Here is a 19,797-nt window from a genome sequence, read left to right as displayed (position 1 = left end):
GCTAAAAAGAGGTGAAAGAGGCGGGGGGTGACGTGGCGAGCCGCAACCGCTCGACGCCCTCCGCCATCGCAAGCGTCGATTGCCGCCCGTCGCGCATGCGAATGCTGATCGTCCGATCGCGTTCATCGCGTGAACCTACCGCGACCAGAATCGGCACCTGCTTTTCGCGCGCATCGACGATCTTCTTTTCCAGCCGTTCCGGCCGCTTGTCGAGCAGCGCTCTGATACCGGCGGCGTCGAGCGCTTGCATGGTCTGTTGCGCGTACGCCGTATTTGCGTCGCTGATTGTCGCGACCACGACTTGTTCGGGTGCGAGCCACACAGGTAGCCATCCTTCGTGATGTTCCAGCAGCATTGCAATGAAGCGCTCCATGCTGCCAAGCACCGCATGATGGATCATCACGGGACGCTCGCGTTCATTCCGCTCGTTGACGAACTCCGCATCGAGCCGATCAGGCAGCACGAAGTCGAGTTGAATCGTGCCGCATTGCCAGCTGCGCGCGCGGCTATCCGTTAGATGAAACTCCAGTTTCGGCCCGTAAAAGGCGCCCTCTCCTTCGAGTACATCGAATTCGAGGCCCGCCGCGCGGGCCGCGTTTGTCAATGCGGCTTCCGCGCGATCCCACGTTTGATCGTTGCCTGCGCGCATCGCAGGCCGCGTGGCGAGCGCTACTTTGAAGGCGGGAAAGCCGAGGTCCGCATAGACCGTGCGCAACAATTCGCAGAAGCGGCCGACTTCGGTCTCGATATGCGCCTCCGTGCAGAACACATGCGCGTCGTCCTGCACGAAGGCACGCGTGCGCTTCAGACCTTCGAGCGAGCCCGAAGGCTCGTCGCGATGACAGGCGCCGAACTCGCTATAGCGGACCGGCAACTCGCGATACGACCGCACGCGCCGATTGAACACCTGCACATGGCACGGACAACTCATCGGTTTCAGGCACAGCGCGCGCCCTTCTTCCGCGTCGGCCAGCGAATACATCGCCGCGCCGAACTTCTCCCAATGGCCACTCTGCTCCCACAACGAGCGCGCCAGCAATTGCGGCGTACGAATCTCGCGAAAGCCGGCGCGCCGCATACGGGCGCGGATGTAGTCTTCGAGCACGCGGTAAAGCTCCCAGCCGCGCGGGTGCCAGAACACCATGCCGACGCCTTCTTCCTGCTGATGGAAGAGGTCGAGTTTATTGCCCAGTACACGATGATCGATGTCGTTCACAGTCACGCTCCGTTTGATTGATGCCGCAGATTGATGCCGCAAACGAAGGTCCAGAAACGCCAAAGGCCCCGTCCGTTTCCGGCGGGGCCTTTGGTGGTTTGCCACTGCTTCGTGCTTCTAGCGCGTGCAACCTCCAGACGACCCGCCTGTGAAGGTGGTCGTCGTGGTGGTGACGGCAGCGAAGGGAATCGAGTGGAAGTCCATGGATCGACAGTAAGCGATTTTGCGACGACGCGTCAATCGTAATCTCGACATACGCTTGCTTGCCCTGTCATATTGGGAGCCAGCGCATGCTGGTCAGGACAACACGATAAACGATACGATGCAGACTTGATTCGAAGCCGATGTGTACTCGCAAAACTTCGATCGACATTCAAAACCGACCGAGCACCTTACCTTGACCATCCACATCCGCCCCGCCCACACATCCGACGCCGCTCTGATTCTGCGCTTCATCACCGAACTCGCGGTGTATGAGAAAGCGGAGCACGAGGTTGTCGCTACCGTCCAAGATATCGAAGCGAGCCTGTTCTCGGCCGAATCCACCGCGAAGGCTTTGATCTGCGAGATGAACGGCGAGCCCGTTGGCTTCTGCGTCTACTTCTTTTCTTATTCGACGTGGCTCGGCATGCAAGGGCTTTATCTGGAAGACCTGTACGTGTCGCCGAAGTCGCGCGGCAGCGGCGCGGGCAAACAGATGCTGCGCCACCTCGCACGCATTGCGTGCGACACGGGCTGCGGCCGCTTCGAATGGAGCGTGCTCGACTGGAACGAGCCGGCCATCGGCTTCTACAAATCGATCGGTGCGAGCGCGCAAAGCGAGTGGGTCCGCTACCGGCTGGCGGGCGACGCGCTCAAGGCGTTTGCAGATGGCGATGCGTGAGGGTTTTGGTCGGGACACTAACGCGTCGCGCCGCCGCTAACTATTACGCCGTGCCGTTCGCCACTGCTGCGACTTCGAACGCGTCGCCGGTGGCAAAGAACGTCCCGCCCGCCACGTAGTGACACGTTCGCAGATCCGGATCGTCGCCGAAGTGCCAGCGGTTGTTCGAATACACGCGGCTGTCCGCGTACGCCGCCACGACTTCGCCAATGATCAGATCGTGCCGTTGGCTGTCGTCCGGAATCACCTTGCATTCCATCCACGTGATGCAGCCGGCCAGCATCGGTACGTCGATGTTTTGCGCGGGGAAAGTTTCGAGGTCGAAGGCGGCGAACTTGTCGAGTTCGGCGCCCGCGTTCGACCCCACCGCCAGCGTCTGCGCGGCAAAAGCGCGGCTCGGCAGTTGCAATCCGAACACGCCGCTCGCTTCGATCAGTTGCCGCGTCAGCGTGCGGCTGTCCACCACCACGACGACCTTCGGCGGGTTGAAATCGAGCGGCATCGCCCACGATGCCGCCATCACGTTCGAGCGCCCGTCGTGCGCGCTAGTGACGATCGTGACCGGTCCATGGTTCAGTAACTGCGTCGCCCGTGGCAATGCCACGGCTTCTCGAGTGCCTTTCATATGTCCTTTCCACGTCAATGAATGACGTCGATTGTAGCGGGGTACGCGCGGCGTTGTTGACGCCGCCATCGCGGACGACGCTCGAACGGGCTCCGCGCGCGGGCCATGACCGGCCGATCAGATTCGACATGCCTGAGCCGTTTCCAGGCGAGAATGCAACACCATCAAACGCGTTGGAGTGACCGTGCGCATCGTCTGCTTGCATACCGCTGACAGCAATATCGCCGTGTTCGACGCGGCGGCCCGCGCCGCCGGGTGGCAATCGCTCGACTTGCATCACGCGGTCCGCGCGGACCTGCTGGCAGCGGCCGAGCAAGCCGGCGGTTTGACCGATGCAATCGCGGCGCAAACCCGCGCAGCACTCCTCGCGCTCCGCCTCGACGCGCACTCCGTGTTGCTCACCTGCTCGACGCTCGGGCCGGCCGTCGACGACGCCCTCGCCGCCGCCGTTCAAGCGGCCGCGCTTGCGATCTGAACCGCGATGTTCGCCGAGTACATCGTCAAGTGGGATTTGCTGCCGGACGGCGAGCCGATCCGCACGCACAGCAGCCGGCTTCTGCCGGTACGCCGGCACGGCGTCGCAGCGATGCTGAAGGTCGCGCTGGAAGCCGAAGAGAAATCCGGCGTGCAGCTGATGGTGTGGTGGGACGGCGACGGCGCGGCCCGCGTGCTGGCGCACGATGCCGACGCGATACTGCTCGAGCGCGCACAAAACAGCCACGCGCTCGCGGACAAAGTCCGCACGGGTGACAGCGACGCCGACGACGCCGCCACCGAGATCCTCTGCGCAGCCGCTGCGCGACTGCACGCGCCCCGTAACAAGCCGCTACCCGAACTGATCGGATTGCCACGCTGGTTTCAAAGTCTCTGGCCGGCAGCACAACAATACGGCGGCTGGCTCACTGAAAGTGCCGCAGCGGCGCAAGCGCTGCTTGCCGCCCCGCAAGACCCGGTCGTGCTGCACGGCGACATCCATCACGGCAACGTGCTCGATTTCGGCCCGCGCGGCTGGCTGGCAATCGACCCGAAAGGCCTCTATGGCGAGCGCGGTTTCGACTATGCGAACATTTTCTGCAACCCCGACCGGCAGTCCGCATTGGCGCCCGGACGCTTCGAGCGGCGCGTCGAACATGTCGCGCAATTGGCCGGGCTAGATAGACGCCGTTTGCTGCAATGGATTCTGGCGTGGTCGGGACTGTCCGCGGCGTGGATTCTCGAGACAGGCGAGACCCCGGACATCGATATGGACATCGGCAAACTGGCTGCCGGAGCGTTGAAGCTGGACTGAGAACCCAGCGGATTCAGGACGGCAGCCGCCTGGCCGCCGCCCAGGTTCGCATCAATGCGTGGCTTTACCGTTGGGCATCGCATCCAACGGTTTGTGCTGTTCCTCGCCGAGCCCCGGGAAGAACACGTCCCAGGCGGCGCGCACACCTTGAGCCGCAGCGGCCTCCGCGCTGATCGATTCGGCCCCCTCGCCTGCGGGAACGTTCGCCGGATCGGCGGACAGGCCGCGCCAGTGCGTGAACACCAGCAACGGTTTTTCGGTCCATACGCCATCGCCGAATTTCGCAAATGCCGTGTCCCCGCTCGTCAACTGCACCTCGTACCAGCCTTCGCGGACGGGCGTATGGACGGCAAGCTCAAACCATGGGGTCGGTTCGATTTCCTTCATGTCTTCTCCGGTCTGATAAATCGTCATAGACAACCACAAAGGCATTCTTCATGCCCGAGCCCGGCAGCGGCCCGGCATGCGCGCACACATTTCACGCGATGGTGCAGTGCGGCGCGCTGAGCATGACCTGCGGGCGATTCGCCAACCTCGCACACCTGGAAAATCGCCGCGCATAGACGACACGATAGCGCGACATCGGCCGCGCGGACAAACGTAAAAACTTACACGACGCGTGCACCTGCCATCTCGCCCGCCAGGCTGGCCAACACGCCGATCGCGGGCGCCAGCTGCTCCGCGGGCGTGCTGCCGTAGCCGATCACGAGGCCGTTCGTTTCCTCGCGAGGCTGCAACGCGAAACCGGACAGCGCTCGGGGATTGAGCCGCTCTGCGAGCGCACGCTCAGCGAGCACCTGATCCGATAGGTGCGGCGGCAGGCGAAGCGTCAGATGCATGCCGCAATTGCCGCCGAGAATCTGCGACGGTTCGAAATGCGCGGTCAGCGCATCGCGCAGCGCCTGCTGCCGTTCCCGATAGAGGCGCCGCATACGGCCCAGATGGCGCCCGAACTCGCCGCTTTCGATGAAGTGCGCCAACGCCAGTTGTTCCAGACGGTGCCCGCCGCGCAGCATCTCCTGCAACGCGACTGCAGCGTGCCCGGCGATCGCGCCCGGCAGCACGACGAAGCCGATGCGCAGCGCCGGAAACATGGTTTTGCTGAACGAGCCGACGTACAACACGGGCGCGTCCGGCACCAGCCCCTGCAAGCTGGCGATCGGCTCGCCGGTGTGGCGGAATTCGCCGTCGTAGTCGTCCTCAATCAGCCACGCGCCGCTGCGGCGCGCCTGCGCGATCAACGCCAGCCGCCGCGCCACCGACAACACCGAACCGGTCGGATACTGATGCGCGGGCGACGTGTAGATCAGTTTCGGCGAATGCGTGCGCCACGCGTCTGGCGGCACCGCAATGCCTTCCAGATCGACCGGCATCGGCAGCGTGGTCAGATCGCCGAGATTGAACGCCGCCTTCGCGCCGCGATAGCCGGGATCTTCGACCCATGCGATGTCGCCCGGGTTGGTGAAAAGCCGCACGCACAGGTTCAACGCTTCCTGCGCGCCTTCGGTAATCACCACCTGCGAGCCGTCGCAGCGCACGCCGCGCGACATGCGCAGATGCGCGGCGATTGCGTCGCGCAGTGCCGGCTCGCCGGTCGGCGCGCCGTAGCCGAGCGCTAGCGGCAACGCGCGTTCCATCGAACGCTCGAGCGCGCGCCGCCACGCGCCGAGCGGAAAGCGATCCAGGGCGGGCGTGCCTGGCGTCAGCGGCAAGGTGTTGTCGGCGTGCGTGCGCGTGGCGGCGAATTGCTCGACGCGCGCGGCATAGACCGCCTCGGGCGTGGCGGGCGATGTCTGATGTTCGCCACGCGCGGCCGGGCTGGAGAGCGGGCTCACGCGCGTGCCTTTCTTGTCGGCGACCACGTAGCCGACTGCGGCGAGATGCTCGTAAGCGATCACTACCGTATTCCGCGAAACGCCCATCTCCGCCGCCAGCAAACGCGACGACGGCAGCAGCGAGCCCGCCGGCAAACGCCCGGCAAGAATCGCCTGCTGCAAGCGCTCAATCAGTTGCTTTTGCAGCGGCGCCGGTTTTTTGCCGACGGTGCCCGCACCGCTCGCGGTGGCCTGATTAGTGAGCGGACCAATGATTTCGATCATCGCTTCTGGACCTATCAAATGTTCTCGATCTGGATCTTTTTAACATGCCACGATTGCCGTATCGTACTCTCTGACAATCGACCGATTGAACCAAGGAGAGCAGACATGGAACCCAGACGTAACGCGTTCGACCAGCCTATCGGCGCACCGGTGCCGGGCTGGAACGGCGCCCGGGCGCCCGGCCGCGAGCCGCTGGTGGGCCGCTATTGCCGGATCGAACCGGTAGACGTCGAACGCCACGCCGAAGACCTCTACGACGCATACAGCTCGGCAGCCGATGGCCGCGACTGGACCTATCTGGCGGCCGGACCGTTCGAGAGCCTCGCCGCGTATCGCGAGCATTTGACACGCATGGCGGCGTCTGTCGATCCGCTGCACTACACGGTGATCGATCTGGCGACCGGCAAGGCTGTCGGCACCCTGGCGCTGATGCGGATCGACCGCGCGAACGGCGTGATCGAAGTCGGGCACGTCACGTATTCGCCGCACCTGAAGCGCACCCGCATCGCCACCGAAGCGATGTTCCTGCTGATGAGCCACGTGTTCGACGACCTCGGCTATCGCCGCTTCGAATGGAAGTGCGACTCGCTGAACGGTCCGTCACGGACGGCGGCACTGCGCTATGGGTTCACGTTCGAAGGCATCTTCCGCCAGGCGATCGTGTATCGCCAACGCAATCGCGATACCGCGTGGTTCTCGATGCTCGACGGCGAATGGCCCGCGCTGCGTCCGTGCTACGCGCGTTGGCTCGACGCCGGCAACTTCGACGCGCAGGGTCAGCAGATTGAACGGCTGGCGGATCTGATCGCGCAACAGCGGGCGGCGGCGAGTGAGTCTGGTCAATAAGCTGCGAGCTGGCAACGACATACAACCCGCACGGCGTGCGACGAATCAGGCACCGCCTGCCGCGCGCCGCAACACGATGGTCGGTTGGCCTTTGTACGTCGTGCGAAGCCGCTCGCGATAGCCGCACTTATGCGCGACGCGCAGCGACGGCAGATTTTCAGGCGCGATGATGCAGGCGGTTTCGGCGTCCGGCCACTGCTGGTCGGCCCAACTCAGCGCGGCGCGCACGGCTTCGGTCGCGTAGCCGCGGCCATGCACCGCCGGATCGAGAGCCCAACCGATCTCAGGGGTGCCCATCAACGAAGGCTCGATCTCGCGGTGGTAGTCGGCAAAGCCGACTTCGCCGAGGAACCGGCCGCTCTCCTTTTCTCGAACCACCCAGTAACCGTAACCCAACATCGCCCAATGCCCGGCGTAACGCAACAGGCGCGCCCAGACTTCTTCGCGCGTGAACGGCTTGCCGCCGATGTAGCGGATCACCTCGGGATCGGACCACATCGCATAGCTCTCGAGGAAATCGTCGCGCGTGTGCGGACGCATGATCAGACGGTCGGTGGTGAGGAGCGTGGGGGTGGACATTGAAAAGGGGCGAGTGGTTGGGTTTGGAGACTTTGAAGCGTTGAAGGAGTGCGTGGGATGATCGCAGATTAGGCCGACTCAGGAAACCGTGCCAAACACGGATTCCGATTCGCGCGGCACGCTGACCGAAGAGGCTTCGGCCGCGGTAGCCGAGCAGGTCAAAAGCGACGCATCCGCGGCCTGTTAAGCGATTGAGGCTTCGCATCGGAGTCCGTCGCGGGTTGCCCAGAATTCGAAATTCTTTGTCTTAACGCCATTGTGTCGGCCATCTAGACTACGCATCATCCGATGCACGACGCAGCGTAAGACCCAACAGGAGCGACACTCGATGAAAGCAATTCAGTTCAAGTCTTTTGGCGGCCCAGAGGTGCTCGACTACGTCGATCTGCCGACGCCGCAAGCCGACGCGGACAGCGTCGTCGTGCAGGTCAAGGCGGCCTCGGTGAACCCGAGCGACGCCAAGAACGTATCCGGCCATTTCGAACACACGGTACTGCCGCGCACGCCGGGCCGCGACTTCAGCGGCGTGGTGGTGGACGGCCCGCAGCCATGGCTCGGCGCCGAAGTGTGGGGCACCGGCGGCGACATCGGCTTCACGCGCGACGGCACGCACGCCGAGTTCATCAAGATTCCGCTCGGCGCACTGTCGCGCAAACCCACGACGCTCAGCCACGCACAGGCTTCGGCAATCGGCGTGAACTTTGTGGTCGCCTGGCTCGGCACGGTTGAATACGCGCGCTTGCAAGCCGGCGAAACCATCGCGGTAATCGGCGCGGGCGGCGGGGTCGGCGGCGCGGTGGTGCAGATCGCGAAAGCGCGCGGCGCGAGCGTGATCGCCGTCGACCGTCAGCCGCTTGCGGCTGATTCGCCGGCGGGCCGGCTGATCGACGAGTACGTGCCCTTCGACGAACACGTGACCGAGCGCGTCAAGGCGCTGACCGGCGGCGCGGACGTGGTGTACGACACGGTCGGCGGCGTGGCGTTCGAGACCGCACTGAGTCTCGTCAAACGCCGTGGCCGGGTGCTGGAAATCAGCGGAACCGGCAAGCGCCGCGTCGAGTTCGACCTGATCGATTTCTATCACAACGAAACGCAACTGCTCGGCGTCGACAGCGCGAAACTGGGCGTAGCCGAATCGGCACCGTTGATGACCGCATTGGTGGAAGGCTTCGAGAGCGGCAAGCTGCAAGCGCCGGCTATCGCTCAGCAGTTCACGCTGGAGCGGGCGCGCGAAGCGTACGAGGCGGTGGCCGCGGGCACGCGCGGCCGTGTCGTCATCACGATGCAGTAAACGGAACGGCCGGCGGGCGCGGCGGTGCGCGTCCGCGTTTCAAATGGGTTGAACAATCATGAAAGCGTATTTGATCTCGCTGGCCGTCGGCGTGGCGGTCGGCCTGCTCTACAACGTGGCACAGGTGAAATCGCCCGCGCCGCCGACTATCGCGCTGGTCGGATTGCTCGGCATGCTCGGCGGCGAACATCTGATTCCGTTCGTGCGGACGTGGTTGGGTTCCGGCATTCGTTGACCGAGACAGCGGGGCTTTCTTCGCCGCATCGGCGATACCTTTCCCATCGCCAGGCGCCTCACGCTAAGATTGAGGGCTCCGGAAGATCTCGCCGCACCGGCGTCGATGCCGGTGCCCGGTTCGCGTCAGCGAGCGCCGTCCGGAATACAAGAAAAGCTTTGCCTCGGAGAATGAGATGCCTGAAGAATATGAAGTGCATGGCCCGCACGACCATGCGGTCGAACACGCCGGCCACCACGACGCCGATCCTTTCGCGAGCCGCATGGCCGTGATGACGGCGATCCTCGCGACGATCGGCGCGCTGTGCGCGTACCAGAGCGGCAATAGCGAAAATCTGGCGCTCTACTACAAGAACGAAGCCGCCATCAAGAAGACCGAGGCGTCGAATCAATGGAGTTACTACCAAGCCAAGGGCGAGAAGCAAAATCTCGCTGAACTCGGCGCGGTGCTGTCGGCCGGCAATGCGCAGGCGCACGCCAAGTTCGTCGCCGACGTCGAGAAATACACGCAGCAGAAAGAGCCGATCCGCGCGAAGGCTGAAGCGATCGAAAAAGAAGTCGTGCAAAACGACGCTAAAAGCGAGGCGCTTCTGCATGGTCATCATCGCTGGGCGCAGGCCACCACGCTGATCCAGGTCGCCATCGCATTGAGCGCGATTACGTTGCTCACGCGCAAGACGTGGCTGCGCAATCTGTCGTTCGGCGTTGCGGCGGCAGGCGTGCTGACGGGCGCCTGGGCGTTTCTCTCGGCGTGATGCACGCGGCGGCGGGCAAGCGCATTGCTAGCAGCTGGTATGGATTCGTTGCGCTGACGTTGTCGCACTCGCGGATTGCGTCGGCGTACCGGCGCTGCAAGGCCTGGATCGATCGCGTGTGCGGCGGCTTGATCGTCGCATTGGGTGTGCGGCAGTTGATACGGTAAGGTCGGTACTTTTCGACCCGCCGCTCAATGCGCCATCTCACGCGCCCGCGCGAGCAACAACTCGCGCTCGCGCGCGTTGCGCGTCATCGCCGCGGCGCGTTCGAATTCGGCGCGCGCCTCGGCCACGCGCCCGAGCTTCGCCAGCAGATCGCCCCGCACGCTCGGCAACCAGTGGTAGTTCGCGAGCGTCGCATCGGCAGCGAGCGCATCGACGATTTCCAGACCCGCGGCCGGCCCGAACGCCATGCCCACGGCCACCGCGCGATTCAACTCGACCACCGGCGACGGCGCCACCTGCGCCAACGCGTCATACAACGCGACGATCTGCGCCCAGTCGGTGTCCTCAGCACGCCGGGCGCGTGCATGACACGCGGCCAGCGCCGCTTGCAGCGCATACGGTCCGCTCGCGCCGCCGAGCGCGTGCGAGCTGCCGAGCGCGGCCAGCCCGCGACGGATCAGGAGCGGATCCCAGCGGCTGCGGTCCTGCTCGAGCAACAGCACCGGACGGCCCTCGGCATCGGTACGCGCATGCGTGCGCGACGCCTGAATCTCCATCAACGCGACGAGCCCGTGCACTTCGCTTTCGTCCGGCACCAGACCGCTCAGCACGCGCCCAAGCCGTAGCGCTTCCTCGCAAAGCGCCGGACGCATCCAGTCGTCACCGGCGGTGGCCGAATAGCCTTCGTTGAAAATCAGATAGATCACTTCGAGCACCGACGCGAGCCGCGGCGCACGCGCGTCCGCTTGCGGCACCTCGAACGGCACCTTGGCCGCCGACAGCGTGCGCTTGGCCCGCACGATGCGCTGCGCGATGGTCGGCTCGGGCACGAGGAATGCGCGCGCGATTTCGTCCGTGGTGAGGCCGCCGAGCAGGCGCAGCGTCAGCGCGACGCGTGCATCGGTCGACAACACCGGGTGACACGCGGTGAACACCAGCCGCAACAGATCGTCGCCGATATCGTCGGCACGCGCGGCATCGAGGGCATCGACGAAATCCGGCACGAGGTGAGCCTCCTGCGCATCGAGATCGTGGCCGAGCTCTTCGCGCTTGCGGGCATGCAGCGCTTCCTGGCGCAGGCGGTCGAGTGCGCGGTTCTTCGCGGTCGCCATCAACCACGCTCCCGGGTTATCAGGCACGCCCGCGTCGGGCCAATGTTCGAGCGCCGCCACCAGCGCGTCCTGCGCCAACTCTTCAGCCAGCCCGACGTCGCGCACGATCCGCGCGACGTGGGCGATGACCTTGGCGGACTCGATCCGCCAGACCGCCTCGATGGCACGATGTGTGGCCGCCGTCGTCACGGCCTCAGCCCGCCGCCTTGACGTTCGGGTCCATATAGATCAGCTCCCAGATGTGCCCGTCGATATCTTCGAAGCCGTGTCCGTACATGAAGCCGTGGTCCTGCGGCGCGCGCGGCGCCGTGCCGCCGGCGGCAATCGCCTTCGCGACCAGCGCATCCACCTCTGCGCGGCTCTCGCACGACAGGCCCATCAGCGCCTCGGTGCTTTCTTGCGGATTGCAGAGCGCCTTGCGCGTGAAGGACTTGAACAGATCCTTGACCAGCAGCATCGCGTGGATGTTTTCGCCGAGGATCAGACACGCCGCCTGTTCGTTGGTGAATTGCGCGTTGAACGTAAATCCGAGCGCGCTGAAAAATACTTTCGACCGTTCGAGATTGCCGACGGCAAGGTTCACGTAGATCTGCTTATGCATGATGGAGTCCATTAATCGAGTGGTGTTCGGGCTGCGCGGGCGCTAAGGTGCGCCGAGTTTGGAGCGCCGTCAGCTCGCCTCGGCAAGCGCCTTCAGATTGCCCAGGCCGTCTTCGAAATCCTTGCCGACCATTTTGTCCATGCTGAAAAAAACCTGGATCAGCTTCGACAGAAACGGTGCCGGTCCGTGCATCGCCCAGGTGACCTGAGTCGCATCCGCATCGGGCTTCAACGTGAATTCGGCGATGTTGTGCGCCTCGAATGGCTTGAGGAAATCGAGGTTCATCGTCACGCTCGACGGCGCCGCCGTATCGGCGATCTCCATCTGCCCCACGCCGACCTTTTCGCTTCGCCACGCGTAACGCGCACCTTTGCCGCTCGTCGAGCCGCTGTACGTGCCTTGCGTCGTGGGATCTTTGCGCAGATACGGATTCCACAGGTTGAACTGATGCAGGTTGTCGATCAGCGCGTAAATCCGCTCGGGCGGCGCCTTGATGCGCACGCTGCGCTCGATGCGGAAGCTGTCGGGGCGCGTCGCCGCGTAGATCAGCAGCAGGCCCACGGCCGCGACGACGGCGATCAGAATAGTTTTGAGCATGACGATTCCTTTCGATGTAGCTGGATCGGCGCTTGAATCAGCGTTCCGATCAACGCTTGGCCGCGTTCAGTTCGCGGAAGCGCTCCACTTCGGGACTGGGCTCGAAGTCTTCGAGTTCATACAGTTGCCGGACTTCGATTTCGCCGTCGGCGTGCTCACCGAACGGCGCGGGAAAGCGCCGCGCCCATTCCATCGCTTCTTCGCGCGTGCGCACCTGGATCAGCGTGTAGCCGGCAATCAGTTCCTTGGTTTCCGCGAACGGGCCATCGAGCACCGTGCGCTTGCCGCCGCTGTAGCGAATGCGCCAGCCTTTGGAACTCGGTTGCAGGCCGGTTGCGTCGAGCAGCACACCGGCCTTTGCCAGTTCCTCGTGGTACGTACCCATCGCGGCCATCAGGGATTCATCGGGCGGGCCGCCGGCTTCGCTGACGGCGGTCGCCTTCACTATGATCATGAATCGCATCGCACTTGCTCCTTTCGCTGTGAGTGGAAAGCCGCGGATTGTTTGCTGGCTCCTTACTCACACGACGAGCGATACGCGACCGGATCGACACCAATTTTCGAAGCCCAGGGAAAACCCTGGACTCATAGCGCCTACGCGTAGTATGTGTGCGGCTTACTCGAAACAAGGCCCGAGCTTGCGGACTTCGACCGTGCACCACGACGCCGCCGGGCAGGCTTGCGCGATCGCGACAGCTTCTTCGCGGGTTTCGCAATCGAGCAGGAAGAAGCCGCCGATCATTTCCTTGGCTTCGGCAAACGGGCCGTCGACGAGCCTCGCACGACCTTCGCGCACCTGCACGCGTACGGCGTCGCTGGTCGACGTCAGCGATTCGACTGCGAGCAGTTTGCCGCGTTCTTTCAGATCGGCGGCGAAGCGCACCATCTGGTCGTAGACTTCGCGCCCGGCACGCTCACCGCGTTCAATGCGTTGTTCCGAAGGTTCGACGATAAGCAGCATGTAAGACATAGCGTCTCCGATTGATCGTGCCGCAGACGTGAACGCCCGGTAGGCATATGACAGCAAAAAACGCGCTTGCGGATAGCTTGCGAGAGGCAGTCTAACAAGCGCGGATGACTCCAGCAAACCCGTTTCAGCGCTGGGGCCGCGGTTAATTGCACACCCTACGGACACTCGTAGCGCGGACGCGGCAACCTCGGTGAGCGGCACGGTGGCCGCCGGCAGCGCCGTAGCGGGTGCGACTGTCACGCTGACCGATCCTCGAACGCTCGAAAACTTCGAGCTGGAACACCAGGCATGGGATCAATCTGGACTGCTCGAAGCCGAAGCGCATTCGAAACCACACTCACCGATGACAGCGCCATTGCAGCAGCCGCAATGACGGGCGACAGCAGAATCCCGAAGATCGGGTAGAGCACGCCAGCCGCTATCGGCACACCAACCGCGTTGTAGATGAAGGCAAAAAACAGGTTCTGTTTGATATTGCTCATGGTTGCCTGCGAAGCTCGTCTCGCGCGTACGATGCCCATCAGATCCCCCTTAAGCAAGGTAATGCCGGCGCTTTCCATCGCAACGTCAGTCCCCGTCCCCATCGCGATACCCACGTTGGCCGCTGCAAGCGCGGGTGCGTCGTTGACACCGTCTCCGGCCATTGCCACTACCCGGCCCTGTGCCTGAAGGCGCTCAACAACAGCCCCTTTGTCGTGCGGCAACACTTCCGCGATGACTTCGTCAATGCCGAGTGTTCGTGCAACGGCCTGCGCGGTCACCTTGTTATCACCTGTCAGCATGATGATCCGGACGCCTTCACGATGGAGTGACCGGATTGCCTCCGGTGTCGATTCCTTCACCGGATCCTCGATTCCCACAAGGCCGGCATATTGCCCGTCGACACCGACATAGATCACGGTCGCGCCCTCAGACCGAAGCGTCTCGCCCGGTTCACCGGAAGGCATCGCGATGTTCTGATCGAGGAGGAATTTCGCGCTGCCGCAGACAATTTTCCTGCCTTCGACTGTCCCGAGAACACCCCTGCCAATGGGGGAATCGAAATCCGTTGCCGGCAGAATCTCCAGGCCTCTTTCCACTGCCGCCGAGACAATTGCCGCGGCCAGCGGGTGTTCACTGGCCCGCTCCACGCTCGCTAGCAGTTGCAAAAGCTCACCTTCATGCCGCGTCCCGTCTGGCTGAACCGCCACGACCTTGGGGCGGCCCTCAGTCAGCGTCCCGGTTTTGTCGACGACAAGCGTGTCCACCTTCTGCATCTGCTCAAGCGCTTCGGCATTCCGGATCAGCACGCCGAACTGTGCTGCGCGACCGACGCCGACCATGATGGACATGGGGGTCGCAAGGCCCAAAGCGCAAGGACACGCGATGATCAATACTGCAACGGCCGAAATGATCGCGTACGACAATGCGGGGCTTGGTCCCCACACAGCCCACGCGACAAACGTAGCGAGCGCAATGAGAATCACGCCAGGCACGAACCAGCCCGCCACCTGATCCGCCAGACGCTGGATGGGCGCCCGACTTCTCTGGGCCGACGCGACCATCTGGACAATCTGTGCAAGCAACGTATCGGCACCGACTCTTTCCGCACGCATGACGAAACTGCCAGTCTGGTTCAAGGTGCCGGCAGTGACCTTCGATCCAGGCGTCTTGGCTACAGGAATCGGTTCGCCTGTCACCATTGATTCGTCGACGGTGCATCGTCCTTCGGTGACAACGCCATCCACTGGGACTTTCTCACCTGGGCGTACGCGAAGCAGATCGCCAACCTGCACAGATTCCAAGGCTATCGTTTCGTCTGTCCCGTCAGGACCGACCCTGACACCTGTCTTGGGAGCGAGATTCAGCAGCGCCTTGATCGCGCCTGATGTCCGCTCCCGAGCACGCAATTCAAGTAGTTGGCCCAACAATACAAGCACGGTAATGACCGCAGCGGCCTCAAAGTACACGGCCACCGCGCCGCTTGTACGGAAGGTCATTGGAAACAGCTGTGGCGCCACTGTCGCCACGATACTGTATGCCCAAGCCACGCCGGTGCCGAGTGCAATCAGCGTGAACATGTTCAGGCTACGGTTCACGACCGACGTCACCGCTCTCAGAAAGAAAGGCCAGCCGGACCAGAGAACCACCGGGGTTGCCAGCACTAGCTGCAGCCAGTTCAACACCTGCGGCGCAATAACGCGGTCGAGTCTGAGCAGATGGGCGCCCATGTCAAGAATCACCACGGGCACGGTCAAGGCAACGCCAATCCAGAATCGTCTCGTGAAGTCGCGGAGTTCGTGGCTTTCCTGGGCGTCCGCCGTGACGGCGACTGGCTCCAGGGACATGCCGCAAATCGGGCAGTTTCCAGGCCCCAGTTGACGCACCTGCGGGTGCATCGGGCAGGTGTACTCGACACTGGCGGGATCAGCCTGCTGCTCTTGCCCCCGTACCCGGGACACAACGTGTGATCCGGCATCGTGGTGGTAGTGTTCCGATGCCGTATGCGAATCATGCACGTGGTTCACGCGGCGCGTTTCCGGTGTTTGCAAGTCGGACGATTCTTTCATGTTGCCCGCCTTAATCGAGAGATCCATCGCGACGGTGCAAGCCCTCCAATATCGCGCAGTCAGATCGACTGTCGCCCACGCATTGCTGCACCAGCTTGTCGAGTGAATCGCGCATGGCCAACAATTCGACTATCTGCATGTTCAACTCGGCGAGATGCTTCAGGGCGACCGCCTTGACATCGGAACTCGCGCGATCTTCATCACGCCACAGGGCCAGCAGCTTCCGGATTCGTTCGATCGAAAATCCCAACGTGCGTGCCTGCCGGATGAAGCGCAGAACCTGAACGTCGCTATCACTATAGATCCGATAGCCACTCGCAGCACGTCCGCGTGGCTGAATCAGGTCAACGCTTTCGTAGTATCGGATCATCTTGACCGACATACCGGTGGAACTGGCAACTTGCCCAATGTTCATCTTGTGACTTCCTCGTTGGACTGCCTGCAACGACTAGACATGAGTGCACGTTTCAATCGACGGCCGCCAGCGTAAGCAGGAGCGCGTTGCCCACACACTGATGCTGCCGGTCGCCACTGCGACGCGGACCGCGACAAGCACCCTTCTCAAGCATGCAATCAAAAAAGCATTCCTCGCAGCCGCTTTACCGGGCGAATGCGCACGATTGCGCATTCGCCCGACGTAACTGCTTTAGATGAAAACCATCAGGATCACTGTTTGCTGATCTGCGACTGAGGTTGCTGATCGCGTGATGTCTCGACCGTCGACGGACGATGATCGTCGTTGCTGGAATGCATACCTTTCATCATAAACAGCATGGACAGCGGACACAGCAGGAACAGCAGGTAGGGTCCGGCGCTGACTACAAGCGTCCGGAACTGAGGAAGCGCCGTATAGGCGAGCGCCAGGGCAGCCAGCAAGGCGACGCCCGTGACAACCATTGTTTTCGTGCATTTCATGGTATTGCTCCTTGATCGAAGTTCGGTGATTGCCTGAATCAACAGGCGCTACGTGTCATTTCGCGGCTGGGGCCTGAATCTTGTCGGCGTACTTGAGCATGATGTCGCCCATCGCCTTCATCATTTCCCCGTGCATCTGCATGGCCAGTTTTTCGTTTCCTGGCGGGAGTTGCCCCATCATCGGGCAGTTGCGCATCATCTCCCCACCCATCATTGCCCCGCCCATCATCGAGCTTCCACGATCGTGCATGGCCGATTGCGGTGTTCCAGCCGCCGCGCTCAAGCCACTCACTCCTAACAAAGCAACTGCGAGTACCGCAGCAGCCAGGTGCTTGGTATGCATAAAACCTCCCTTGTTAATGCGGAAATCGAGAATCGAAGATCGTCTGATCACCTTCCTGAGGCGCCGCATGAATATCACGGACTTAATCAATCAAGCCGGGATATCACCGTGCCGGCTCGAGACCGTACGCGCGCGTTGACGCCTGCGTACGGTCTTGACGCCTAATACCAGCGAAGGGAGTTACAGAAATTGAGGGGGGCGCTGCGGAAGGTCGGGGATGAACTGCGGAAGAAGCGTGACGTCGAATGACGTGTAGACGAGCATAGTCGGAGCGGCAACCACAACTACCAAGGCTGACGGTATCGCCGCAAGATTGCAGCCAGCGCCGCCGATACTGCCGTTGCAATCGGACTGGTGCATGATCGATACGGCGGTGGCCGCATGCGTCGCAGTCGTGGCGGCCGTATGCTGCGTTGCCGGTGAGTGCATCGTCTGTGACGATGCACTCATTGTGGTTGGCATGTGCGGACAAATTGATACCGACGCGGCAAACCCCGTCAGGGGCAGCCATGCGATCAGCAGATACAGTATCAATTTGACGGCGTGTTTCACGTGTCGGTTCAGATTCGGAATAACGAGTTCAATCAGGCAACGCTCGTGCGGGGACTCGCGTCATGATGCGAGCGCCACACGGCGGTCCGCGGTTTTGCAATCCTGGTCCTGCCGGGTATCAGCGCGGTCAATTCCCTCCAAGATCGGGCAGCGAGGCCGGCTGTCACCCGCGCAATGCTTCGCGAGGTAGGAGAGCGTGTCGCGCATCACAACGAGTTCGGCAATGCGGGCGTCCAGCTCGCCGATATGTCGTTTCGTAATTGCCTTGACTTCCGCGCTCGCACGATTCTGATCCTGCCATAACGAGAGCAGTTGCCTGATCTGCTCGATCGGGAATCCCAAGGTACGGGCTTGCCGGATGAAGCGAAGCAAGTGAACGTCGCTGTCGCCGTACGTCCGGTAACCACTATCGGATCGCGAGGCGACCTGTACCAGGTCGATACTTTCGTAGTAGCGGATCATCTTTGCCGAAACACCCGATGCGCTGGCTGCCTGTCCGATATTCATTCCACACCTCACCCACTACATTGCAGTGACTTGCCAACGGCCATGCCGCAGCGTCACAACGCTACGCTGCCCGCTCCGGAATGAGCGGCCCCGGCGAAAACCCGTAGCAGCAATTCCATCTATTGCCTCTAGCCCGATTTCACTCTAAACCTTCCAGTTGCGGGAATGTCAAGGTCTTTTTCGGGCGAACATTGGACGCCAAAATTTCATTGCCGCGCCCTTGACACTCCAGCGGTGGGAGTGCCTAGACTCCGCTTCATCGTTCGAATCCTCAGAGCACAGCCACGGCAAAACCGTGGACGCATGGAACGTGAAAGGCCTGAGTCGGAGCATTCCGGCGACGAGTGGCGTTGCACACTCCGGATTGAGAAACACGAATGATCGTGACGTTCCCCTCAGGGGCGAGATGCCGATTCGCGAACGAGATTCGGTCATCGCACCCAGCTGCGCTTTGGCCGCACTAGGAGCGGCAGCGGAAATGTCGAGCGCTGTGAAAGTTTGACAACGAAGGGCGAGTAGATGGTCCACGGCATTGATTCAACGCCGTCAATACCGCGATCACGGCCGCATGATCAGGCGCCGCGCCGACAAGCAGTTCGAGAGGGAGTAGTCGTTCCTTTCATGCAAAATCTGGGGATAAGTGGCCGGAAAGCCTTGTTGAGCAGGACCTTGCGGCAACCCTGCAGGCCCGGGGTCCACGCGTGCAAAATAATGATTTACGATCAACATCGTTACGTCATTAAAGCGCCAGATTCTGCGGGAGAAGAAGGCAGACCCCGGGACACGCAACCCGACGCGTCGCATTGGACAGTTCCGGGAGAACCAGGATGAAATCGACTCTCGCCCGCCAGGCCCTCGTTGCCGCAGCCCTCGCGAGTCTCGGCGCCGCAGGATCGGGCGTCGCGCATGCAGAGGACAACGTGAGGTGCTACGGCATCGCGAAGGCCGGTCAGAACGACTGCGGGAGCAAAACCGGCGTGGATGGCTGCGCCGGCGAATCGAAGGTCGACAACGACAAGGGCGACTTCAAGAACGTGCCGAAGGGAACGTGCCGCAAGCTCGGCGGTACGGTCGACACCTACTACGATCGCAGTGAGCCGCACGGGGCGGCCGAAATCGCCGCCATGGGCAAGGCGCTGGGCGGTGGCTCCGGCCGGGTGCTGTGCAGCTGGTCGCCACGCCTCGGCCGCCTCACGAACCAGTGGGCGTCCGACCACGCGCACACGCTCGCTGACGGAACGCCGATTCTCGCGCTGGACATGTACGAGCATTCATACCACATCGATTTCGGTGCGAAGGCTGCAGCGTATGTGGATGCCTTCATGCAAAACATCAACTGGACCCAGGTGGCGACGCGATTCGACGCACTGGGCCTCTGATCAAGGTCGCCAGTGCATCGCCATACGACCGGGAGCATGTCATGTCGGTTCGCATTCATCCGTTGGCTCTGGACGACCTCGTTCTGGCCGCAGGCCTCGCGCTAGCCGGGTGCAAAGAGAAGCCGTTCGAAGGGCGTTATCAGGAAGCGGTCGGCCTGTCGCAGCTACCGGCGCCCGTCAAGGCAACGATCGCGCAGCAGGCACAAGGCCGCAGTGTCGGCGAAATCGAAAAGCAGACCGCGAAGGGCACGACTCGCTATGCCGTCGCGCTGGGCTCTGGTAATTAGAAGC

General features: G+C 62.5%; 25 protein-coding genes and 1 pseudogene. 10 read left to right on the top strand and 16 right to left on the bottom strand.

Annotated elements, in window-relative coordinates:
* Position 1: 1 nt before the first annotated feature.
* The gene (gene thrS, locus WN982_RS39880) at positions 2-1,216 is read right to left on the bottom strand and encodes a threonine--tRNA ligase (protein ID WP_341317436.1); all 1,215 of its coding nucleotides are present in this window, start codon (positions 1,214-1,216) and stop codon (positions 2-4) included.
* Positions 1,217-1,613: 397 nt separating this feature from the next.
* Between thrS and WN982_RS39875 the strand changes: the two genes are divergently transcribed.
* The gene (locus WN982_RS39875; protein WP_341317435.1) at positions 1,614-2,099 is read left to right on the top strand and encodes a GNAT family N-acetyltransferase; all 486 of its coding nucleotides are present in this window, start codon (positions 1,614-1,616) and stop codon (positions 2,097-2,099) included.
* A gap of 43 nt (positions 2,100-2,142) precedes the next feature.
* Here WN982_RS39875 and WN982_RS39870 read toward each other — a convergent pair whose 3' ends face one another.
* Positions 2,143-2,724 carry a flavin reductase family protein gene (locus WN982_RS39870; RefSeq protein WP_341317434.1) on the bottom strand — a complete coding sequence of 194 codons (582 nt, stop codon included), beginning with the start codon at positions 2,722-2,724 and terminating at the stop codon, positions 2,143-2,145.
* Between the two features lie 184 nt (positions 2,725-2,908).
* Here WN982_RS39870 and WN982_RS39865 point away from each other — a divergent pair, with 184 nt between their 5' ends.
* Together WN982_RS39865 and WN982_RS39860 are read left to right on the top strand one after the other, a co-directional pair.
* The gene (locus WN982_RS39865) at positions 2,909-3,199 is read left to right on the top strand and encodes a hypothetical protein (RefSeq protein WP_341317433.1); all 291 of its coding nucleotides are present in this window, start codon (positions 2,909-2,911) and stop codon (positions 3,197-3,199) included.
* A gap of 6 nt (positions 3,200-3,205) precedes the next feature.
* Positions 3,206-4,012 carry an aminoglycoside phosphotransferase family protein gene (locus tag WN982_RS39860; RefSeq protein ID WP_341317432.1) on the top strand — a complete coding sequence of 269 codons (807 nt, stop codon included), beginning with the start codon at positions 3,206-3,208 and terminating at the stop codon, positions 4,010-4,012.
* Between the two features lie 51 nt (positions 4,013-4,063).
* On the opposite strand, the gene WN982_RS39855 is transcribed toward WN982_RS39860, so the two are convergent.
* The gene (locus tag WN982_RS39855) at positions 4,064-4,399 is read right to left on the bottom strand and encodes a hypothetical protein (protein WP_341317431.1); all 336 of its coding nucleotides are present in this window, start codon (positions 4,397-4,399) and stop codon (positions 4,064-4,066) included.
* Positions 4,400-4,620: 221 nt separating this feature from the next.
* Positions 4,621-6,111 carry a PLP-dependent aminotransferase family protein gene (locus tag WN982_RS39850; RefSeq protein ID WP_341317430.1) on the bottom strand — a complete coding sequence of 497 codons (1,491 nt, stop codon included), beginning with the start codon at positions 6,109-6,111 and terminating at the stop codon, positions 4,621-4,623.
* Between the two features lie 105 nt (positions 6,112-6,216).
* Here WN982_RS39850 and WN982_RS39845 point away from each other — a divergent pair, with 105 nt between their 5' ends.
* Positions 6,217-6,957 carry a GNAT family protein gene (locus WN982_RS39845; RefSeq protein ID WP_341317429.1) on the top strand — a complete coding sequence of 247 codons (741 nt, stop codon included), beginning with the start codon at positions 6,217-6,219 and terminating at the stop codon, positions 6,955-6,957.
* A 45-nt stretch (positions 6,958-7,002) separates the two neighbouring features.
* Here the strand turns inward: WN982_RS39845 and WN982_RS39840 are convergent, their stop codons facing one another.
* Complete coding sequence (locus tag WN982_RS39840) at positions 7,003-7,536, bottom strand: GNAT family N-acetyltransferase (protein ID WP_341317428.1); 534 nt, start codon at positions 7,534-7,536, stop codon at positions 7,003-7,005.
* 328 nt (positions 7,537-7,864) lie between these two features.
* Here WN982_RS39840 and WN982_RS39835 point away from each other — a divergent pair, with 328 nt between their 5' ends.
* The 4 genes and pseudogenes from WN982_RS39835 to WN982_RS39820 form a co-directional block, all read left to right on the top strand.
* The gene (locus WN982_RS39835; RefSeq protein WP_341317427.1) at positions 7,865-8,827 is read left to right on the top strand and encodes a zinc-binding alcohol dehydrogenase family protein; all 963 of its coding nucleotides are present in this window, start codon (positions 7,865-7,867) and stop codon (positions 8,825-8,827) included.
* A 58-nt stretch (positions 8,828-8,885) separates the two neighbouring features.
* The gene (locus WN982_RS39830; protein ID WP_341317426.1) at positions 8,886-9,062 is read left to right on the top strand and encodes a DUF1427 family protein; all 177 of its coding nucleotides are present in this window, start codon (positions 8,886-8,888) and stop codon (positions 9,060-9,062) included.
* A gap of 175 nt (positions 9,063-9,237) precedes the next feature.
* Positions 9,238-9,816, top strand: coding sequence for a DUF4337 domain-containing protein (locus WN982_RS39825; protein WP_341317425.1), 579 nt, complete (start codon positions 9,238-9,240; stop codon positions 9,814-9,816).
* A 23-nt stretch (positions 9,817-9,839) separates the two neighbouring features.
* A pseudogene (locus tag WN982_RS39820) lies at positions 9,840-9,983 on the top strand (LysE family translocator); the annotation flags it as partial.
* A 24-nt stretch (positions 9,984-10,007) separates the two neighbouring features.
* Here WN982_RS39820 and WN982_RS39815 read toward each other — a convergent pair.
* From WN982_RS39815 to cueR (WN982_RS39765), 11 genes are all read right to left on the bottom strand, one after another.
* Entirely contained in the window at positions 10,008-11,282 is a 1,275-nt protein-coding gene (locus tag WN982_RS39815) for an RNA polymerase sigma factor (RefSeq protein WP_341317424.1), read from the bottom strand.
* A 4-nt stretch (positions 11,283-11,286) separates the two neighbouring features.
* Positions 11,287-11,694, bottom strand: coding sequence for a VOC family protein (locus tag WN982_RS39810; protein ID WP_341317423.1), 408 nt, complete (start codon positions 11,692-11,694; stop codon positions 11,287-11,289).
* 69 nt (positions 11,695-11,763) lie between these two features.
* Positions 11,764-12,291, bottom strand: a complete 528-nt coding sequence (locus WN982_RS39805) for an SRPBCC family protein (RefSeq protein WP_341317422.1) — start codon at positions 12,289-12,291, stop codon at positions 11,764-11,766.
* 49 nt (positions 12,292-12,340) lie between these two features.
* Complete coding sequence (locus WN982_RS39800) at positions 12,341-12,754, bottom strand: YciI family protein (RefSeq protein ID WP_341317421.1); 414 nt, start codon at positions 12,752-12,754, stop codon at positions 12,341-12,343.
* Between the two features lie 153 nt (positions 12,755-12,907).
* A complete protein-coding gene (locus WN982_RS39795; RefSeq protein WP_341317420.1) occupies positions 12,908-13,261 on the bottom strand; it encodes a YciI family protein in 354 nt (117 codons plus the stop codon).
* A 236-nt stretch (positions 13,262-13,497) separates the two neighbouring features.
* On the bottom strand, positions 13,498-15,810 hold the full coding sequence (locus WN982_RS39790) for a copper-translocating P-type ATPase (protein ID WP_341317419.1): 2,313 nt from the start codon (positions 15,808-15,810) through the stop codon (positions 13,498-13,500).
* Positions 15,811-15,820: 10 nt separating this feature from the next.
* Entirely contained in the window at positions 15,821-16,225 is a 405-nt protein-coding gene (cueR, locus tag WN982_RS39785) for a Cu(I)-responsive transcriptional regulator (protein WP_341317418.1), read from the bottom strand.
* A gap of 251 nt (positions 16,226-16,476) precedes the next feature.
* Complete coding sequence (locus WN982_RS39780) at positions 16,477-16,725, bottom strand: DUF2933 domain-containing protein (RefSeq protein WP_341317417.1); 249 nt, start codon at positions 16,723-16,725, stop codon at positions 16,477-16,479.
* A 55-nt stretch (positions 16,726-16,780) separates the two neighbouring features.
* The gene (locus WN982_RS39775; protein ID WP_341317416.1) at positions 16,781-17,068 is read right to left on the bottom strand and encodes a hypothetical protein; all 288 of its coding nucleotides are present in this window, start codon (positions 17,066-17,068) and stop codon (positions 16,781-16,783) included.
* A 180-nt stretch (positions 17,069-17,248) separates the two neighbouring features.
* Positions 17,249-17,620, bottom strand: coding sequence for a hypothetical protein (locus tag WN982_RS39770; protein WP_341317415.1), 372 nt, complete (start codon positions 17,618-17,620; stop codon positions 17,249-17,251).
* Positions 17,621-17,680: 60 nt separating this feature from the next.
* A complete protein-coding gene (cueR, locus tag WN982_RS39765) occupies positions 17,681-18,127 on the bottom strand; it encodes a Cu(I)-responsive transcriptional regulator (RefSeq protein WP_341317414.1) in 447 nt (148 codons plus the stop codon).
* A gap of 827 nt (positions 18,128-18,954) precedes the next feature.
* Between cueR (WN982_RS39765) and WN982_RS39760 the strand changes: the two genes are divergently transcribed.
* Both WN982_RS39760 and WN982_RS39755 read left to right on the top strand, forming a co-directional pair.
* Positions 18,955-19,506 carry a DUF2282 domain-containing protein gene (locus tag WN982_RS39760; protein WP_341317413.1) on the top strand — a complete coding sequence of 184 codons (552 nt, stop codon included), beginning with the start codon at positions 18,955-18,957 and terminating at the stop codon, positions 19,504-19,506.
* A gap of 41 nt (positions 19,507-19,547) precedes the next feature.
* Positions 19,548-19,793 (top strand): hypothetical protein, encoded by a 246-nt coding sequence (locus WN982_RS39755; RefSeq protein ID WP_341317412.1) that lies wholly within the window; start codon positions 19,548-19,550, stop codon positions 19,791-19,793.
* Positions 19,794-19,797 lie beyond the last annotated feature (4 nt).

This window comes from Paraburkholderia sp. IMGN_8 (genome assembly GCF_038050405.1).
In the GTDB taxonomy this organism is placed as follows: Bacteria; Pseudomonadota; Gammaproteobacteria; order Burkholderiales; family Burkholderiaceae; genus Paraburkholderia.
This window is presented reverse-complemented; position numbering and strand designations above follow the sequence as displayed.

What these genes read in the sequence shown, in the direction of transcription:
- WN982_RS39870 (WP_341317434.1), bottom strand. Translation starts at nt 2,724, where the DNA reads ATGAAAGGCACTCGAGAAGCCGTGGCATTGCCACGGGCGACGCAGTTA.
- WN982_RS39860 (WP_341317432.1), top strand. Translation starts at nt 3,206, where the DNA reads ATGTTCGCCGAGTACATCGTCAAGTGGGATTTGCTGCCGGACGGCGAG.
- WN982_RS39855 (WP_341317431.1), bottom strand. Translation starts at nt 4,399, where the DNA reads ATGAAGGAAATCGAACCGACCCCATGGTTTGAGCTTGCCGTCCATACG.
- WN982_RS39850 (WP_341317430.1), bottom strand. Translation starts at nt 6,111, where the DNA reads ATGATCGAAATCATTGGTCCGCTCACTAATCAGGCCACCGCGAGCGGT.
- WN982_RS39845 (WP_341317429.1), top strand. Translation starts at nt 6,217, where the DNA reads ATGGAACCCAGACGTAACGCGTTCGACCAGCCTATCGGCGCACCGGTG.
- WN982_RS39840 (WP_341317428.1), bottom strand. Translation starts at nt 7,536, where the DNA reads ATGTCCACCCCCACGCTCCTCACCACCGACCGTCTGATCATGCGTCCG.
- WN982_RS39835 (WP_341317427.1), top strand. Translation starts at nt 7,865, where the DNA reads ATGAAAGCAATTCAGTTCAAGTCTTTTGGCGGCCCAGAGGTGCTCGAC.
- WN982_RS39830 (WP_341317426.1), top strand. Translation starts at nt 8,886, where the DNA reads ATGAAAGCGTATTTGATCTCGCTGGCCGTCGGCGTGGCGGTCGGCCTG.
- WN982_RS39825 (WP_341317425.1), top strand. Translation starts at nt 9,238, where the DNA reads ATGCCTGAAGAATATGAAGTGCATGGCCCGCACGACCATGCGGTCGAA.
- WN982_RS39810 (WP_341317423.1), bottom strand. Translation starts at nt 11,694, where the DNA reads ATGCATAAGCAGATCTACGTGAACCTTGCCGTCGGCAATCTCGAACGG.
- WN982_RS39805 (WP_341317422.1), bottom strand. Translation starts at nt 12,291, where the DNA reads ATGCTCAAAACTATTCTGATCGCCGTCGTCGCGGCCGTGGGCCTGCTG.
- WN982_RS39800 (WP_341317421.1), bottom strand. Translation starts at nt 12,754, where the DNA reads ATGCGATTCATGATCATAGTGAAGGCGACCGCCGTCAGCGAAGCCGGC.
- WN982_RS39795 (WP_341317420.1), bottom strand. Translation starts at nt 13,261, where the DNA reads ATGTCTTACATGCTGCTTATCGTCGAACCTTCGGAACAACGCATTGAA.
- WN982_RS39790 (WP_341317419.1), bottom strand. Translation starts at nt 15,810, where the DNA reads ATGAAAGAATCGTCCGACTTGCAAACACCGGAAACGCGCCGCGTGAAC.
- cueR (WP_341317418.1), bottom strand. Translation starts at nt 16,225, where the DNA reads ATGAACATTGGGCAAGTTGCCAGTTCCACCGGTATGTCGGTCAAGATG.
- WN982_RS39780 (WP_341317417.1), bottom strand. Translation starts at nt 16,725, where the DNA reads ATGAAATGCACGAAAACAATGGTTGTCACGGGCGTCGCCTTGCTGGCT.
- WN982_RS39775 (WP_341317416.1), bottom strand. Translation starts at nt 17,068, where the DNA reads ATGCATACCAAGCACCTGGCTGCTGCGGTACTCGCAGTTGCTTTGTTA.
- cueR (WP_341317414.1), bottom strand. Translation starts at nt 18,127, where the DNA reads ATGAATATCGGACAGGCAGCCAGCGCATCGGGTGTTTCGGCAAAGATG.
- WN982_RS39760 (WP_341317413.1), top strand. Translation starts at nt 18,955, where the DNA reads ATGAAATCGACTCTCGCCCGCCAGGCCCTCGTTGCCGCAGCCCTCGCG.
- WN982_RS39755 (WP_341317412.1), top strand. Translation starts at nt 19,548, where the DNA reads ATGTCGGTTCGCATTCATCCGTTGGCTCTGGACGACCTCGTTCTGGCC.